General features: G+C 67.7%; 15 protein-coding genes. 5 read left to right on the top strand and 10 right to left on the bottom strand.

The window, feature by feature from the left end; translation table 11 throughout:
* Positions 1 to 14: 14 nt before the first annotated feature.
* Positions 15 to 935: an AraC family transcriptional regulator gene (locus tag CFB89_RS29890; protein ID WP_089471106.1), complete on the top strand. Its 921-nt coding sequence runs from the start codon at positions 15 to 17 to the stop codon at positions 933 to 935.
* A gap of 176 nt (positions 936 to 1,111) precedes the next feature.
* Here the strand turns inward: CFB89_RS29890 and CFB89_RS29885 are convergent, their stop codons facing one another.
* Together CFB89_RS29885 and CFB89_RS29880 are read right to left on the bottom strand one after the other, a co-directional pair.
* Positions 1,112 to 2,101 carry an alpha/beta hydrolase gene (locus CFB89_RS29885; protein ID WP_256979802.1) on the bottom strand — a complete coding sequence of 330 codons (990 nt, stop codon included), beginning with the start codon at positions 2,099 to 2,101 and terminating at the stop codon, positions 1,112 to 1,114.
* Positions 2,102 to 2,285: 184 nt separating this feature from the next.
* A complete protein-coding gene (locus tag CFB89_RS29880) occupies positions 2,286 to 4,841 on the bottom strand; it encodes a winged helix-turn-helix domain-containing protein (protein WP_179233563.1) in 2,556 nt (851 codons plus the stop codon).
* 261 nt (positions 4,842 to 5,102) lie between these two features.
* Here CFB89_RS29880 and CFB89_RS29875 point away from each other — a divergent pair, with 261 nt between their 5' ends.
* Positions 5,103 to 6,074, top strand: coding sequence for a LysR family transcriptional regulator (locus CFB89_RS29875; RefSeq protein WP_089471103.1), 972 nt, complete (start codon positions 5,103 to 5,105; stop codon positions 6,072 to 6,074).
* A gap of 316 nt (positions 6,075 to 6,390) precedes the next feature.
* Here CFB89_RS29875 and CFB89_RS29870 read toward each other — a convergent pair whose 3' ends face one another.
* Positions 6,391 to 7,437, bottom strand: a complete 1,047-nt coding sequence (locus tag CFB89_RS29870) for an MBL fold metallo-hydrolase (RefSeq protein ID WP_089471102.1) — start codon at positions 7,435 to 7,437, stop codon at positions 6,391 to 6,393.
* Positions 7,438 to 7,653: 216 nt separating this feature from the next.
* Here CFB89_RS29870 and CFB89_RS29865 point away from each other — a divergent pair, with 216 nt between their 5' ends.
* On the top strand, positions 7,654 to 8,559 hold the full coding sequence (locus CFB89_RS29865) for a LysR family transcriptional regulator (protein ID WP_089471101.1): 906 nt from the start codon (positions 7,654 to 7,656) through the stop codon (positions 8,557 to 8,559).
* 23 nt (positions 8,560 to 8,582) lie between these two features.
* Here the strand turns inward: CFB89_RS29865 and CFB89_RS29860 are convergent, their stop codons facing one another.
* The 5 genes from CFB89_RS29860 to CFB89_RS29840 all read right to left on the bottom strand — a co-directional run bounded on the left by CFB89_RS29860 (position 8,583) and on the right by CFB89_RS29840 (position 14,125).
* Positions 8,583 to 10,055 (bottom strand): alginate export family protein, encoded by a 1,473-nt coding sequence (locus tag CFB89_RS29860; protein ID WP_089471677.1) that lies wholly within the window; start codon positions 10,053 to 10,055, stop codon positions 8,583 to 8,585.
* A gap of 14 nt (positions 10,056 to 10,069) precedes the next feature.
* On the bottom strand, positions 10,070 to 11,023 hold the full coding sequence (locus CFB89_RS29855; RefSeq protein ID WP_089471100.1) for a VOC family protein: 954 nt from the start codon (positions 11,021 to 11,023) through the stop codon (positions 10,070 to 10,072).
* A 170-nt stretch (positions 11,024 to 11,193) separates the two neighbouring features.
* The gene (locus CFB89_RS29850) at positions 11,194 to 13,083 is read right to left on the bottom strand and encodes an amidohydrolase (protein WP_089471676.1); all 1,890 of its coding nucleotides are present in this window, start codon (positions 13,081 to 13,083) and stop codon (positions 11,194 to 11,196) included.
* Between the two features lie 19 nt (positions 13,084 to 13,102).
* Positions 13,103 to 13,270: a DUF1427 family protein gene (locus tag CFB89_RS29845; protein ID WP_014725963.1), complete on the bottom strand. Its 168-nt coding sequence runs from the start codon at positions 13,268 to 13,270 to the stop codon at positions 13,103 to 13,105.
* A 168-nt stretch (positions 13,271 to 13,438) separates the two neighbouring features.
* On the bottom strand, positions 13,439 to 14,125 hold the full coding sequence (locus CFB89_RS29840) for a hydrolase (RefSeq protein ID WP_034175518.1): 687 nt from the start codon (positions 14,123 to 14,125) through the stop codon (positions 13,439 to 13,441).
* A 305-nt stretch (positions 14,126 to 14,430) separates the two neighbouring features.
* On the opposite strand from CFB89_RS29840, the gene CFB89_RS29835 reads away from it, so the two are divergent.
* Both CFB89_RS29835 and CFB89_RS29830 read left to right on the top strand, forming a co-directional pair.
* Complete coding sequence (locus tag CFB89_RS29835) at positions 14,431 to 14,709, top strand: XapX domain-containing protein (RefSeq protein ID WP_089471099.1); 279 nt, start codon at positions 14,431 to 14,433, stop codon at positions 14,707 to 14,709.
* Positions 14,710 to 14,867: 158 nt separating this feature from the next.
* Positions 14,868 to 15,776: a LysR family transcriptional regulator gene (locus CFB89_RS29830; RefSeq protein ID WP_089471098.1), complete on the top strand. Its 909-nt coding sequence runs from the start codon at positions 14,868 to 14,870 to the stop codon at positions 15,774 to 15,776.
* 155 nt (positions 15,777 to 15,931) lie between these two features.
* Here the strand turns inward: CFB89_RS29830 and CFB89_RS29825 are convergent, their stop codons facing one another.
* Positions 15,932 to 16,669: a YoaK family protein gene (locus CFB89_RS29825; protein WP_089471097.1), complete on the bottom strand. Its 738-nt coding sequence runs from the start codon at positions 16,667 to 16,669 to the stop codon at positions 15,932 to 15,934.
* Positions 16,651 to 16,863: a DUF1427 family protein gene (locus CFB89_RS29820; RefSeq protein ID WP_089471096.1), complete on the bottom strand. Its 213-nt coding sequence runs from the start codon at positions 16,861 to 16,863 to the stop codon at positions 16,651 to 16,653. Before CFB89_RS29820 ends, CFB89_RS29825 begins: the two co-directional genes overlap by 19 nt.
* Between the last annotated feature and the right edge of the window lie 154 nt (positions 16,864 to 17,017).

The following is a 17,017-nucleotide window of genomic DNA, read 5'->3' as shown; positions in this document are numbered from 1 at the left end:
CGCTGGGGAATTCCATGTCAGACTCCGTCATCGCCGCGCCGGTGGCATCGCCTCCGCGGCGGCCGAAAGACACGCTCGGCTGCGTGTCGAGCCTGCTGGCAAAGGATGTCGAGACGGCATCCGGCGGCCTGAGGCTGCACCGCAAATGCATGCGCGAAGCGCACGTCGAACGCATCGAGATGCCGCCGTGCGACCGCGGCTTCCTGGTCGGCGTGTCGCTGGGCGGCGGCCACCGCCGCACGCTCTATGGGCGCGCCGGCGCGAGCGAGCGCCGGTTCCAGCATCACTCGATCTACATTCGCGATTTTTCCCGTCATTTCCACGCGGACCTGTACGGCAACTTCGACTTCGTGCTGGTCGAGCTGCCGCATGCGTATCTCGAACGCGTCGGCCCCGAGCACGGCGGCCAATCGATCGGCGGCCTCACGTGCCGCCCCGACGTACGCGATCCGGTGCTCGGCCATCTCGCGCACGCGGTAGCCGACAGCCTCGACGCCGGCGGCCCGCTGAACGCGCTGTTCATCGAACAGATCGGGCTTGCGATGGGCACGCATCTGGTGCGCCGCTACGGCAATGCGCGCACGCGCGAACTCGAACGCAAGGGCGTGCTGTCTCCCGCGAAGGTGGCGCGCGCGCAGGAGTTGTTGATGGAAAAGGCGGACCTCGGCGTGTCGATCGAGGAAGTGGCGAACGAATGCGACCTGTCGCGCGGTTATTTCATCCGTGCGTTCTCGCGCACCACCGGCCGCACGCCGCACCAGTGGCTGCTCGAACAGCGCGTGACGCGCGCCCGCGAGCTGATCGAGACGTCCGACATGACGCTGGCCGACATCGCGATCGCGTGCGGCTTCGCCGACCAGAGCCATCTGAACCGCGTATTCGCCCGGATCGTCGGGCATCCGCCCGGCGCGTGGCGGCGCGCACGGTCGCGCTGATCGGCCTTCCATGCCGTTGGCAAGCGGGTCGAACGTGCAAGCAGGATCGGAAAGCATGGCGACAAACCTGCGTGCCGAACCGGTCGCACAGTGCGGGCATTTGCCGCACGAGGAACAACCCGGGCGCGTCAACGCGCTGCTGCCCGCTGTCCCGAGGCGATCGATCTGTCCCATATTCAGTGTCCGCGTGGCGTCGCGCGGATCGTGCCGCATGCCAATCGCAATGCCGCCTCGGTGGGCGGCGTGTCGGCGAGGCCGTCGAGCACCGTGAAATCGCGAATCGTGCCGAGGCAGCGAACCGCGCTGACGCGAACCCCGGCGAGCATCAGCTTGCGGGCGTAGGCTTCGCCGTCGTCACGTGCGACATCGTTTTCAGCCGTGACGATCAGCGCGGGAGGCAGGTCTTCGAGATCCGTGTAACTCGCGTTTAGCGGCATGGCGATTGTTTCGCCGAGGTTTTCTGACGGAAAGCGCGTCCGTGCGTGCATGCGCCCGGTGTGCGCGGTCAAGCCGGGGCCGTCAGCGTATCCCGCTGCCGACGCGCCCGCCGTGCTTGTGGAAAACGTCGGACACAGCATGATCTGAAGCGCGATACGGGGACCGCGGCGCGCCTTGGCGAGCAGCGCGAGGGTCGCGGCGAGATGACCGCCCGTGCCTTCGCCGGCGACGATAAGGGCGCCGCCGTCGAGATTCAATGCGCGTGCGTGCTCGTGCAGATGGACGAGCGCGGTGAACGCCTGCTCGTTTTGGGTCTGAAAGCACGCAGCGGGTGCCGACGTGTAATCGACGAGTACGACGGCCGCCTCGGAGTCGGTGGCGATCCTGCGCGCGAGCCGGTTGTCGCTGTGGCAACCCGCGAAGCTCGCGCCGTCCGGCAGGAAGAGCACGGCGGGCAGCGGCGTCGGCGCCGCCTGCGGCGGTCGCACGATCCGTATCGTGAAATCCGAGGCCGCCGCGCCCGCTTTCAGCGCGATTTCTTCGGCGTGCATCGCGTCCGTGGCATCGCCGTTTGCCCATTCGCGCAAACGCTCTGCCGGAACCCCTGCCTCGGTGGCATGGTCGACGAACGATTGCGTTTCCGCATCGAGGACCGGATACGAGTCCGCGGATCGGATCAGGCCCGGTGCGGCGTCTTCGGGCAGACGGGCAGACGTGAAATCGTTCATGGGGCAGTTTCCGATGAGTGAGCTTGCTTGTCGATCCGGCACCGTTGGCCGTCGACAGAACAAATTTTCATCGGATGCCCGCACGAGCGACAGTTAAGCGTTGCTAAGAGGCGTTAAGCCCGTGTCCAGCAAAGCGTTCAGGCCAGTGACGCACGCTTCGAGCCGATTTACCGTCGCTTCATGTCTACGCACCGCGCATTGCCGCGGCTTCCAGCAAATGCACCTGTAACCACGATGGCGTGTTCGCCCGTCCGGCTTCGATCAATGCGTTAGCGCTCCCTGCGTCGCCAGCGCGCGCGAACACTTCGAGTTGCATCGGGGTGGCGCCTGCCGGCATGACGGGCCTCCCTTCGTGAATGGCCTCGAAGCCCTCGCCCCATTTGTCCCAATACGCGAGACCCCGCCGGCGCGTGCGCTCGCGAAGCCGCGCGGTCCATTCGCGCGCGAGCGTCACTTCGCCTTCCCATGTCGCGACGGCGATCGAGCCGATCGCGAGCCCATAACAGACGGTCAGATCGTGATCGATCGCGAGCGCCTCCGTCGCGCAGTCGCGCGCGAGCGCCATCGCCGCGTCGGTCTCGCCCTGCAGCCACAGAATGCGCATCAGAATGGCAATCGCAGCGATATGCGCGTCGACCTGCGCGTGATTCGCGTGCGTCGCGCGCACCGGGTCCTTGTCGCGAGCCATCACCGCTTCGATCAATGCGCGCGCGATATCGTGGTCCCCGAGGAAGTGATGTGACAACGCGCACATCCGTTCGCCGGTTTGCGTCGTCGAAAAATCGCCCGTGCGCGCGGCGGCAGCGCGAAACGCACGCGCATGTTCGAGGCTTTCCGCGTACGCGCCCGCGAGCGTCCGATGCGCCCACACGCCCCACAGCATGCGCAAGGCGAGCCGGTCGTCGCCGAGGCGCTGCGCGGCGGCCTGTGCGGCGTCGAACGCGTTCGCCATCTCCGCCGTCGGCCCACGCGTGTGCCAGAGCGCGTGACCGTACGCGGCGAGCAGCTCGATATGCTGCTCCTGGCCCGCCAGATCCGAGTTTTCCGCGGCAGCGATCGCGCGCTCGGCCATCCCGAGGAACTCGTGAGGTAGCGAAAGATGAAACCATAGCGGCGCCGTCGCGATCAGCAGGTCGATCGCGAGCTTCGGCTCGCCATCCTGGCCGGCCGCCCAATCGAACGCGGCTCGGACGTCGTCGATTCGCTGGCTGTGAATCGCGAGCCACTGACGCGGCGCCTTGCCTTCCCACGCCGCCACGGGGTCGGCAAAGCTCGCACAGCAGTACGACGCATGGCGGCGGCGCGCGTCATCGCGCTCGCCCGCCTCTTCAAGTCGCATGGTTGCGTAATGGCGCGTTGTGTCGAGCAGTCGATAGGGATGGTCCGAATCATCGATTGTGCAGGCGATCAGCGACTTGGCGATCAGGCCGGTGACGGCGTCGAAGGCTGCGACGTCGTCGACGTCGCCACCGGCCGCGACAGCCGCCGCGGCATCCATGCCGAACGCGGCCCGCATGACCGAGAGGCGGCGCAGCACCTGGCGCTCCTCCGGCCCGAGCAATTCATAGCTCCAGTCGAGCGTTGCGCGCAGCGTCTGCTGGCGCGCAAGCGCCGTGCGGCGGCCCTGCGTGAGCAGCGCGAAGCGGTCGTCGAGCCGCGCTGCAATCGAATGCACGTCCATCAGGCCGACGCGCGCCGCCGCAAACTCGATCGCGAGCGGGATACCGTCGAGCCGTCGGCAAATATCGATAACGGGGCCCAGATTCGCGTCGCTCAACGCAAACCGGTCATTGGCGGCGCGCGCGCGGTCCTGAAACAGCGCGATCGCCGGGAACTGCACGGCGTCGTGGAGGCTCACGCCTGCGTCGGTTTCGGGCGACGGCAACGCGGCGAGGCGATGGACGGATTCGCCTTCCGCGCGCAGCGGCTCGCGGCTCGTGACCAGCAGATGCACGCCGGACGCGCCTTGCAGCAGTTGCTCGGCGAGCACGGCAATGGCATCGATCAGATGCTCGCAGTTATCCAGCACCAGCAGCACCGGCGAGGCTCCCAGCGCCTGGATAAGGTCGGGTACCGGATCGCCGCTGGAGACGGCAACGCCGAGCGCCGAGGCGACCGTACTGGCCGCGCTCGCCGCCGCCGAAACCGGCGCGAAATTGACGAACACGGCGCGCATGCCGGTGCGCTGCGTGAAGCGATGCGCGACAGCGATGGCGACGGTCGTCTTGCCCATGCCTCCCGGGCCCGCGATGGTGAGCAAGCGTCGCTCGGGCAAGTGGTCGGTCAGGCCTGCGATGACGTCGTCGCGGCCTATCACGCGAGCGAGCGTGACCGGTAGACCGCGTGAACCGCTTTCGGCCCCGGCGGAAGGCCGGGCGGCGTGCGTATGAGGCCGTGGTGCGGCAGGGTCCACGGCTTCGGCCCGGGTAACGGGCGCGGCGAAACGATAGCCGCGTCCGGTCTCGTTGACGATGTAACGCACACCGTCCGGTCCGTCACCGAGCACCTTGCGCAGCGCCGACAGATGCACGCGCAGCGCGCCTTCCTCGACGACGTTGTCCACCCAGACGCTGTCGCACAGATTGCGCGTGGAGACCAGCGCGCCCGCCTGCTCGACCAGTACGACGAGAATATCGAGCGCGCGGCTACCGATTTTCAGCGGCGTCCCGTCCTTGAGCAGGACCCGTTGCGGAAATTGCAGCGTAAAAGGGCCGAACGCGAGGCTGTAAGGAGCGGTCATCGAGAGCGTCATCGCGCGGGTTGAGTGTCGGCCAATACGGTGCGCCGGGCGCGCGCATTGACGCAAAAACAGCCAATCATTGCTCAAAAGCGCGGTACGCGCCCTTAAAAGATCTTAAAAAAACCTGTCTTGTTGCAGCCGACGAGGATCGGCACGGCTCCGGGCGCCGACTTAGCAACGCTTAACAAGTCGTAACTGGCCCGATGCGCGTCTCCCCGCCAACATTGCTCCATGCAAGCCAATCAATGATCGGAGGTCGAGATGGAGCGTCTGAAAGCGCTGGAGGTATTCAAGGCAGTGGCGGACCACGGCAGTTTCACGCGGGCAGCGGACGCCACCAATCTTGGCGTACCGTCGGTGAGCCGCGCGGTGCAGGATCTCGAAACGATGCTCGGTGTGCAACTCTTCAACCGGACCACGCGCCGCGTCGCGTTGACCACGGCGGGCCATGCGGTACTCGAGCGCGTCGCTGGCGTCCTGTCCTCCTATGAAGACCTCGCGCGTACCGGCAGCGACGAAGCCGGCGATTGCGCGGGTAACGTCCGCATCGAGGTGCCGGCAATCTTCGATACCGCCCGCCTCACCTCCGTCCTGGTCCGCTTCATGCGTGCTTGGCCGAAAGTACGGGTCGACGTGCGGCGCGTCGATCACCTGGCCGATACGCTCGGCGATCTTGCCGACCTCGCCATCGTCGTCGGTCGCTCGGCGCCGTCGTCGTGCATCGCGCGATCGCTCGCGGCCGTGCCTCTCGGGCTCTATGCGAGTCCTGCCTGGCTCGAACGGACCAACGATCTCGCTCACCCGCTCGACGTGCCTGCCGAAGCTTGCCTCGCGACCGGCGCACAGCATTCGGTATGGACGGTCAGCCATGAAGCATCCGGGGAGTGTGTGTCGCTTGCCCCGCGCGCGGCGCTGCGCACGAATTGTCCTCATGCGCTGCTCGCGGCGGCCGTCGACGGCGAGGGAGTAGCAATCCTGCCCGCCCCGCTCGCACACGCGGCGCTCAATCGCGGCGAACTCGTGCGTGTGCTCGATGCGTGGCAGGTGGCGCCACTGGAAGCCTGCCTCGTCTACCGGTCCAGACGCAATCTCCCCGCGCGGGTGCGCAGATTGACCGAGTATTTGCTCGACGCCTTCGCCGAGCAACGAGACGAGGTTGGCGCCATGGCGGCTGTACCGAACATTGCCCGGATTGCAGCGACGCAGGCGACGCTCACGCCGTGCGCAGCTTGATGAAGATTTTGCTGATACGAATGCAGGGGAAACAACGAAATGATGGTTGATTTTGCTGGATGTCTGCTGGACGTGTCGTCGCGGTATCTCGGACTCGCGATCAAGAACCGGACGGTCGTGGCTTACGTCGAGGCCGGACCAGGACACGCCACGCGCGCGAGCGATTCACCTCGTGGCGCGTCGTCCGCCAGAACGCCGCAGCATGCGCATGCGGCCACGGACGTGGCCTCGCCGACGTAGCCGGCCCGACAGAGGAGCGATGTGACGGCACTTCGCGTGCGGTGACGAAGGACGCCGGGCGCCGGGCGCCGGCTCGTCACCGCACCGGCGTCGCGTCATAGTTGACCGGCACCCAGTCATATTGCGCACCATCCCGGCGCAGGTGGCCGAGCCCGGGAAACGCGATATGCGCGGCGCCGACGAGATAGCGCCGATCGGCGACGCGCTTCAGCGTGTCCCGTCGCGTGCGGCGGGCCGCGCCCGCATCGCTGTCGTACTGGACCGTCGCGTCGACGTCGCGCAACTGGATCGCCGCCACGTGCACGATGTCGCCCCACGCGAGCAGGCCCGCATTGCCGCTCTCGATCAGATAAGCCGTATGGCCCGGCGTATGGCCGGGCATCGGCACCGCGCGAATGCCGGGCGCGAGTGTCGCTTCGCCGCGAAACGTCTTGAAGCGGCCGGCCGCGACATAAGGCGCGACCGCCGCCGCGGCCGCATCGAAGAACGACGCGAGGAACGCCGGCGCTTGCGCCTTGTTGGCGGGATCGAGCCAATACGCGGCCTCGACGGCGTTCACCCGCACGACGGCATTCGGAAACGTCATCGCGCCGTTCGATACGATGCCGCCCACATGATCCTTGTGCAGATGCGTGAGCAGCACTTCGTCGATCTGCCCCGGCGCGTAGCCGGCCGCGCGCAGGTCGTCGACCAGCTTGCCGCAGCAGTCGCCGTACAGCGTGCCGGCGCCCGCATCGACGAGGATCCGCTTCGATCCGGTATCGACCAGGAATGCGTTGATCGACCCCTGCACGGGCGGTTCGAGGAACGCGCGGTCGAGGTCGCGCCGGATCTCGTCCTTCGAGATGTCGCGAAACACCGTGTCGACCGGAAACGGATGGGTGCCGTCGGACAGCGCGATCACCGTGAAGTCGCCGATCTTCTGCCGATAGAAGCCGGGGGGCTGCCGGCCCGCGCCGGGGGCCGGCGCCGTGGACTGCGCTTCGGGTTGCGCATTGGCACGGGCGTCGGACGACGCCTCGGCCTGCGCGAACGCCGCGGATGCGAGCAGGCCCGCACATCCGGCCACGACGAGCAAACGGGCCGCATGCACGACGCACCCGGGCCGGAACAGGGTCTTCATATGTTCTCCGTGACGAACCGTACGCCCGCCCGGCCACGAACGGACCGACCCGAGCGACACGCGATGTGGCGCAGCTTATCGGGCGCCGTGGCGAAAATCCCGCGCGTGGCCTGAATTGTCCTGAAGACCGGTACGCGCGCGCGGCCGCCACGCCGGCCGGCGCTAGAATGCGAACCGCATGCACCCGGACCTTACGACCCGCATCGAGGCGACCCCATGGACAAATTCTCCGCGCTGCGCGCCTTCGTCGAAGTCGCGGAAGCCGGCGGCTTCTCGAGCGCGGGGCGCCGGCTCGATCTCGCCGCTTCGTCGGTCGTGCGCGCGGTGGACGCGCTCGAGGCGTCGCTCGGCACCGTGCTGCTGAACCGCACGACACGGCAGGTCACGCTGACCGATGCGGGCGCCGTCTACTATGCGCGGGCGAAACGCGTGCTCGGCGAACTCGCCGATGCCGACGCGCTGGTGGCCGATCGCGGCGACGCGCCGTCCGGCCCGCTGCGCGTGTCGGTCCCGGTCGCCTACGGTGTGCGCCGCATCGCGCCGCACGTCGCCGCGTTCGTCGCGCGGCATCCGAAGCTCGACCTCGACCTGCAACTGACCGACGAACGCGTCGATCTCGTGTCCGCGCGGATCGACGTCGCGATCCGGCTCGGCGACGCGGCCCCGACCGCGGAAGTCGTCGCGCGGCCGCTCGGCACGTTCCGGCGCTACGTGGTCGCGAGCCCTGCCTACCTCGACGCGCACGGCACGCCCGCGACCCCGGGCGAACTGGTCGATCACGCGTGCCTGCGCTTTCACTTCGGCGTCGACCAGCAGACGTGGACGTTCGCCGGCGCGCAACGCACGACGCAGGTCGTCGTCACCGGCCGGCTGAAATCGAATCACAGCGAGGTGCTGCGCGAGGCCGCGCTCGACGGCGCCGGCATCGCGCTGCTGCCCGACTGGCTGATCGATGCGGACCTCGAAGCAGGCCGCCTGCAGCGGCTGTTCGATCAATACGACGTGACGCCGGGCTCGGCACGCGCGGTGATCACCGCGCTGTACCTGCCGAACCAGCGCGGCTCGAAGCGCGTGAGCGCGTTCATCGATTTCGTCGAATTGCTCGCCCGCGCGCAGGCCTGACACGCGCGGCGCCGCGCGACGCGTCACCAGCCGAACTTCGCTTCCATCCCGAGATAGTCGGCGTTGCGTGCGCCGAGCGCGCGAATCGACGAGCCGAGCTGGAAGTGCACGGCCTCGAGCGCGAGCGCGACGTTCGCGTTCACGAGCCAGTCGACACGCGCCTGTGCATACATCCCCGTCCACGCGCCGCCCTTGCCGGCCGTGCCCGGCACCGCCGACATCCCCTGCCCGTAGATCGCGTCGGCCGTCGTCTGCCGCCACTGGAAGCCGACGGCGGTGAGCACCGTCACCGAGCTGGCCGGCTTGAACGTCAGCGACGGCTTCACGTGGATCAGGTTGCTGTATCCGGTATAGCCGGCGAGCGTGAAGTAATAGCCGTTCGGAAACATCGGGTTGAACGTGCCGACGCGCCGGTCGCCCGGATGCGCGTCGCCCGATGCGCCATCGACCTGGATGCCGACGCGCGGCGTGCCGGCCGTCTTCGCGAACGTGTAGCCGCCCAGCGCGCCGAACGCCCACGCGCCGACCGTGTCCTGCCCGACGTGGCCGGTCTGCAGCATCGCCTCGACGTCCCAGTCGAACCCGTCGGTCTTGCCCGCGTAGCGCATGTCGAACACGTCGCGCCGCTCGGTGCCGGAGGCATCCGGATAGCGCGCGTTGTCGCGCGTATAGCGCGACCAGTACGCGGACAGATCGCCGGGCCCCGTGCCGGTGCGCTCGACGCGCACGCCGTCGAACCGCAGGTGCCGGTTCGACACGTCGTCGAACACGGCCGCATTGCGATACTGCACCGGCCGCGTCACATAGCCGATCAAGCGCCATTTGCCGATTTCGTAATCGGTCCACAGTCCGTCGTACGCCTGCCGCACGTTCGGGCCGTCGCGCACCGACACGAAGCGCTGCAAGTCGAACGCCATCTCCTGCCGGCCGACCCGCGTCTTGAACGTGCCGGGCCCCAGTTGATCGACGTACGCGACGAACGCCTGTTCGAGGTCGAGCTGATCCTTGTCGACCGGGCCGACCGTGTCCTTGCCGAACGGCCGCGCATCGACGAACTGCACGAACGCCTGGACATGCCCGCGATAGCGCAGGTCCGCATGCACGTTCGCGCGCTGGATCACGTAGTTGTCGTCGTGCGCGGCGCCGAGGCCGAACAGCGGCGCGTTGTTCAGTTCGAAGCGCTCGCGCAGGTTGGCGCCGAGCGACAGGTAGGTCGACGGGTCGTCGCCGAGCCGTATGTATTTCAGCGCGTCGAACGGCTTGCGCGGCACGCACGGATTCGCGAGCACCGACCAGTCTTCCTGCCAGCGGTTGAACGACACCGTCGGGCGCTTCACGGTGCACGCCGCCGCGGCGGCGGCCGGCGACGCGGCCGCGCCGGCCGCCGCCACATTGGCATCGACAGCGCCATCGGCGCCGACGGCCGACCCCGCGTGCAACGCGGCGCCGCCCGCCAGCACGACGCACGGCAGCGCACCGCGCCACGATCGCTTCATCGGCCGGCGCACCGTCATTTCGACCGCGCGTGGATTTCGGCGACGTAGCCGCCCGGGAACTGCACGAGCGCCGCGTCGCGGCCGTCCGACTTGAACGGCGGCACGAGCACCGTCACGCCCGCGGCTTCGGCCTGCTTCAGCGTCGCGGCGAGATCGGCCACTTCGTAGCCCGTCATTTCGCGCCCGAACGGGTAAGGCAGGTGGCCGTCGGTCGCGAGCACGGTCATCTTGCCGAAGCCCGACTCGATGCGAATGCGGCGGTACGTGTCGTTCGGCCGGCCGATCTCGATGCCCGGCGCATGGCGCACGTCGGACACGATCTTGCCATGCGAGAACGCGGCGAAATCGCGTGCGAGCTTGCTCGCGCTTTGCGGCGATACGTACACGCGGTTCTCCGGCACCGTCTGCAGCGGGTCGTAGTTCGGCGCCTGCGTGTGCCAGTACAGCTGCATGTTCACGCCGCCCGGCCAACGGACGATCGCGTCGCGGCCGATCGGGTCGGGGAACGTCGTCACGACGATGTCCGCGCCATGCGCGCGCGCCGACTTCACCGCGACGTCCATGTCGGTGACGAGATAGCCGGTGCGTTCCTCGCAGAACGGATACGGGATCGGCGTCTTGAAGCCGAACACCGAGATCGTGCCGACCGGCGTCAGCACGAGTTGCGACATCGTCTGGCTCGGCGTCGGCGTGACCTGGAACACGCCCTGCTTCGACTTCTTGCCGCCGAACGTCGCGACGAAGCTGTCCGTGAAGCGGTCGAAGTCTTCGGGTGCGACGCACACGTGGGTCGTGTCGTATTGCGGGCCGACCGCAATCGCGGGGGAGCGCGCCGCGGCGGCCGGCGACGCGATGTCGTCGAGATGGGTTTCGTCGGCGAGTGCCGGCGCGCCGGCCAGCAGCGCGGCGAGCACGGCCGACGACGCGGCGGTGATGCGCAGCATGTTGCGCAGATTCAGTGAACTCATCGGTTTTCTCCTTGATGGTGACGCGCGCGGCGTGGCGCCGCGCGCGGATTCGGATTCAGCGGAATGCAAGCCACTCATCCAGGCGGCCCGGACGGCAGGCGAGAAACACGCGCCGCGAGCGGCGGCGTGCGACTCCCTGCCGGGGCGTTGCAAGCGGTATGCACGCGATATCAGATCGCCCAGCACGAACAGCCGAACGCGCCCCAGAAGCCCTTCGCGTCCGACGTCGGCAACGCGCTGGCCCATGCGCTCGCGTGCGCATGCTGATGAAGGTTGCATTCGTTCGCGCAGCCGCACATCGCGGCGGCCGCCGCGCGTTGCAGCGGCGCGCCGCTGCGCTGCGTCGCGCCCCAGCCGCCATAGCCGCCGAACTCGCGCACCGGCGACCAGTCCGGCATCGCCGGCGGGATCGGCGCGTCGTGCGACGCGAACGGCCCCGCGCCCCACACGATCTTCCCGTCGACCACCGTCAGCAACGCGGTCGTGGCGGCGATATCGTCCTCCGCGCACCCGAAGAAATCGCGATCCGGGACGACCAGGTCGGCAAGCTGCCCCACCGCGATCCGGCCTTTCTTGCCTTCCTCGTTCGAGAACCACGTCACGTACTCGGTCCACATCCGCAGCGCGGTTTCGCGATCGAGCAGGTTGCGCTGCGGATACATGCGCATGCCGCCCACCGTCTTGCCCGTCACGAGCCACGCGAGCGACACCCACGGGTTGTACGATGCGACGCGCGTCGCGTCGGTGCCGGCCGATACCTTGAGCCCCTTCGCGAGCATCTTCGCGACCGGCGGCGTCGCCTCGGCGGCCTGCGCGCCGTAGCGTTCGACGAAGTATTCGCCCTGGTACGCCATCCGGTGCTGCACCGCGATGCCGCCGCCGAGCGCGGCGATCCGGTCCATCGATTTTTCGGTGATCGTTTCCGCGTGATCGAAGAACCAGTTCAGCCCGTCGAGCGGGATGTCCTCGTTGACCTTCTCGAACACGTCGAGCGCGCGGCTGATGGTTTCGTCGTAGGTCGCGTGCATGCGCCACGGCCAGCGGTTTTCCGCGAGTACGCGCACGACGCCTTCGAGGTCGTCCTCCATCTGCGCGGGCAGGTCCGGACGCGCGACGCGGAAATCTTCGAAGTCGGCCGCGGAAAACGCCAGCATCTCGCCCGCGCCGTTGTTGCGGAAGTAGTCGGTGCCGTCGTGGTACTTGACGCTCTTCGTCCAGTTCACGAAGTCTTCCTTCTCCGCGTTCGGCTTCTGCGTGAACAGGTTGTACGCGATCCGGATCGTCATCTCGCCCGCGTCGTGCAGCTTGCGGATCACTTCGTAATCGTCGGGATAATTCTGCGACCCGCCGCCCGCGTCGATCACGCCCGTCACGCCGAGCCGGTTCAGCTCGCGCATGAAATGACGCGTCGAGTTGTACTGATATTCGAACGGCAGCTTCGGGCCCTTCGCGAGCGTCGCGTAGAGGATCGTCGCGTTCGGGTTCGCGAGCAGCAGACCGGTCGGGTTGCCAGCGGCATCGCGCAGGATGGTGCCGCCCGGCGGCTCCGGCGTGTCCTTCGTATAGCCGACGACACGCAGCGCCGCCGCATTCAGCAACGCGCGATCGTACAGGTGCAGGATGAACACCGGCGTGTCCGGCGCGACTGCATTGAGTTCGTCGATCGTCGGCAGGCGCTTCTCCACGAACTGGTGTTCGGTGAAGCCGCCGACCACGCGCACCCACTGCGGCGCGGGCGTCACGGCGACCTGACGCTTGAGCATCTCCATCGCGACCGCGAGCGACGGCACGCCGTCCCAGCGCAGTTCCATGTTGTAGTTCAGTCCGCCGCGAATCACGTGGCAGTGGTTGTCGATCAGGCCCGGCAGCACGCCGCGGCCGCCGAGATCGATCGTCTTCGTCGCGCGGCCCGCGAGCGGCATGACGTCCGCGTCGCTGCCGACGGCGACGAAGCGGCCGGCGGCAATCGCGACTGCCGTGGCGACGGGGTTCGTGCGGTCGAGCGTCGTGAATCGTCCGTTATGCAGGATCAGATCCGGTTGGGTCACGGTTGCGGTCATGTGCATCACCTCTTGTTGATCAGAAGCCAAACAGCTGTTTCACGGTGGGTAAGGCTTGCACGCCGATCAGCATGCCGAGCAACCCGACCAGCGCAATCAGCGGCGGTGCGGGAGAGCGAACCTTGATGGCGCTGTAAATCACACCGATCAGCAGGCCCGCACCAAGGGAAACCAGATAAGGTTCCATGCGATAAATCTCCCGGACAAATTCAAATGCAGGCGCAGTGTTTCGAACGGCATGCCGCGGGCGGCATTCGTGTTTCGGTCACGTCCGCCGCCCGCGGCAAGGGAGCCCATGCGGCGCGTTCGCATCGAACCCGCCGCACCGGCATCGGCCGTTACAGGCCGTCAGCGCTTACTTCGCCGGAACGGGCGCGATCGACTCGTGCGGCGTCGCGGTGCGCTGCGGCGCCTTGTGGAGCATCGTGTACGCGTAGTCCACGCCCATCCCGTAGGCGCCCGAATGCTCCTTCGCGATCGCCATCACCGCGTCGTACGTCTCGCGGCGCGCCCAGTCGCGCTGCCATTCGAGCAGCACCTGCTGCCACGTGACCGGCACCACGCCAGCCTGCACCATGCGCTGCATCGCGATATCGTGCGCAGCCTGCGTCGTGCCGCCCGATGCGTCGGCGACCATGTAGATCTCGTAGTCGCCTTCGAGCATCGCGCACAGCGCGAACGTCGTGTTGCAGACTTCGGTCCACAGGCCCGACACGACCACCTTCTTGCGGCCGTTCGCGGCCAGCGCGTCGCGCACCTTCTGGTCGTCCCACGAGTTCATCGACGTGCGTTCGAGCGTCTTCTGGTTCGGGAACACGTCGAGCAGTTCCGGATAGGTGTGGCCCGAGAAGCTCTCGCTTTCGACCGTCGTGATCGTGGTCGGGATGTTGAAGACCTTCGCGGCCTTCGCGAGGCCGACGACGTTGTTCTTCAGCGTCTGGCGATCGATCGACTGCACGCCGAACGCCATTTGCGGCTGCTGGTCGATGAAGATCAGCTGGCTGTTGTGCGGGGTAAGTACTTCAAGCTTGGGGTTGCTCATGATGGTGATGTCCTTTGACGCGGAGAAAGATGAGGCTTGCCTGGCCGACGCATCCGCGCGGCGTCCAATGCGCGGTGTCGGAAGCGTCGGCAGCCGGCCTGCGTCATTCAATACGCGAATGCGCGACCGCACCAGTTAATTGTTCTGATTCTCGCCACGCGCTGAATTCAGACTGAAAAGATCTGAATTTCATTGAATGCGCTGACGACGAACGCGCAGACCTGATAGGCTGGCCCAACACTTTCGGATCGACGCCAGCCCGGTATTCATCCGTATTTTTAACGGCCGTCACTCCATCCACATCCATGAAACCGTACATTGCTTCACTTCTCGCCGGCATCCTCGCCGGCGTCGTTTACGCGCTGATCGGCGTGCAATCGCCGGCGCCGCCCGCCGTCGCCCTGGCCGGCCTGCTCGGCATTCTGGCCGGCGAGCAGATTCTTCCCGTGGTGCGCCGGATGTTCGACGGCATCCGCCCGGGAACCGCGTGGCGCGACGCGAAGTGCAGCCAGCACATGTTCGGCGCACTGCCCGGCGCGCACGCGGACGCTGCCGTGAAGCGCCGCGAATCGACGCCGACGTGACGGGCGGATGTCGAGCGCATGCGGCGGCGGCACGACGGTTGGCGCACATGCGTGCGTGTCCCGGTACGTCGGACGACGAACCGTTTTGAACCGTACTGGATTCAGCGTCGCTCGACGGCGCGACATCGGCTGATGCCCTTGCCGTAGCGGAACTCGTGATGAAGCTGTCATTCGAAGCACTCGAGGCACTGGACGCGATCGACCGCACCGGTACGTTTGCCGACGCGGCGGAGTTGGTGCACCGCGTGCCGTCCGCACTGACATACGTCGTACAGAAGCTCGAGAGCGATCTCGGCGTCGCGTTGTTCGATCGCAGCGGGCGTCGCGCGAAGCTCACGCGCGCGGGCCGCGTCGTCGTCGAGGAAGGCCGCCGCCTCCTTCATGCCGCCGAACAACTCGAACGGAAGGCGCAGCGCGCGCAGCAAGGTTGGGAAACCGAGGTCCGCGTCTGCATCGCAGAGATACTGCCCTTCGACATGATGTGGCCATACGTCCACGCGTTCTACGATCTTGAAATGGACACGCGGCTGCGACTCTCCACCGAAGTGCTCGGCGGCACCTGGGATGCGCTGATTTCGCGGCGGGCCGATCTGATCGTCGGCGCGGCCGGCGAGCCGCCGGAACTGCCGGACATCGTGGCGCAGCCCATCGGCACGCTCCGGCACGTATTCGCGGTCGCCCCTACCCATCCGCTCGCTGCGCTGCCCGAACCGCTGTCGATGGCGTCGATCGTCGCGTATCGCGGCGCGGTGATCTCCGACACGTCCCGTGAACTTCAGCCGCAGTCGGTCGCGCTTGACGCCGGCCAACCGTATCTCGCGGTGCCGACGCTCGCCGCGAAACTGGCCGCGCAATGCGAAGGACTCGCGGTGGGTACGCTCCCGGACTGCATCGCGGCGCCCGCGATCGCGCAAGGCAGGCTCGTCGCGCGGGAAGTCACCGGCATGCGCGACACGACCCATTGCCATATCGCGTGGCGTGCCGACGAAGCCGGGCACGCACTACGCTGGTGGGTCGACCAGCTCGGTCACCACGACCTCGTCGACCGGTTCACCGCGCTCGCGTGACGCCGCGCTTTCCGCAAACAGTCGAGCGGTCTCGCGCTTGCCGGCCTGCATCCAGCCGTTCTCGAAATCAGCGTTGAAGGAAACGAAGAAACGCGGAGCGGCTTCGCCGCCGCTCCGGTCGCGCACGCAGCCGACGCCGCGCGCGGAATCGGCGTTCAGCGCGACGCGGACGGCTCGCCGGCTCGGCCGGATCGCCAGGTGAGGAAACCGAGCGCCGCGAGCGGCAGCGCCAGCGCCCAGAATCCGGCGTACAGGTAGGCGCTCGCCCCGCCGCCCGCGCCGAGCGCGAACCCGACCACCGGCGGCAGCGTGCGTCGCAGCCGCGCGCGCGCGGCTTCCCGTTCGGCCGGCGCGGCGATCGGCACGAGCCAGTCGAATGCATCGATGACCGCTTGCGTGACGTTGCCGGTCATCACGGTGTTCGCGACGACGGTGCGCGCGGTCAGCCGGCCGTGCGCGTTCTGCACGCCCATCGCCGCCGCACCGAGCAGCCCGCAGACGATCGTCGCGGGCGCATCGGCGCTGCCGATCGGCGACGCCGCGACGCCCGCGAGCATGAATCCGGCCAGCAGGATCGTCTGCAGCGCGTACAGCGAGCGCGCCCGCGGGCCATGCCCGCGCACGCGCATCCGGTGATCGAGCAGGCGGGCGGCCACGATTCCCGCGATGAATGCCGGAAACGCGAGCCACTTGATCATGAGGCCCTGACCGACACCGGCGAGGCCCGAGCCGATCAGGATGAAGTTGCCGGTAACGTGTGCGGTAAAGAGCCCGAACAGCGCGACGAAGCCGAGCGTGTCGACATAACCGGCGATCGACGCGAGGAACACGTCCTCGCCACGCACGTGATCGGGGGCCGCCGCGCCCGCTGCCGTTACTTGCGCGGGCTGCATGTCGTGGCTTCCGCGGTTGTGTCGGCGGTGTCCGCATCGCGGACCTGTGCGGCGGGCGGGATCGCCTGCTCGTCAGCAACGATGCCGGACAGGCGCGCCAGCGCGATCAGCGGCGCGGCGGGCAATGGCACGCGCCAGAGAGGGGGCAGGAAGCCGACTGCGATGCCGGCTCCCGGCGAGATCAGATGAGGCATGGTCCATTCCGGTTGCGCTGCGAGCCGGGCCGACAGGATGACGCCCGGCCCGTGCGGCGGTTCTGAAGCAAGACTAGGGGACGCCGGCCTGAAAGTCATGGCGGCGAGCTGAATTTTCCTGAAAGCGCCGAACGGCGCACGGCTCTGCGCGGCT

Source organism: Burkholderia sp. AU16741, assembly GCF_002223345.1.
In the GTDB taxonomy this organism is placed as follows: Bacteria; Pseudomonadota; Gammaproteobacteria; order Burkholderiales; family Burkholderiaceae; genus Burkholderia; species Burkholderia sola.
The sequence above is the reverse complement of the archived record's forward strand: the minus strand, read 5'-3'. Positions and strand labels throughout refer to the sequence as shown.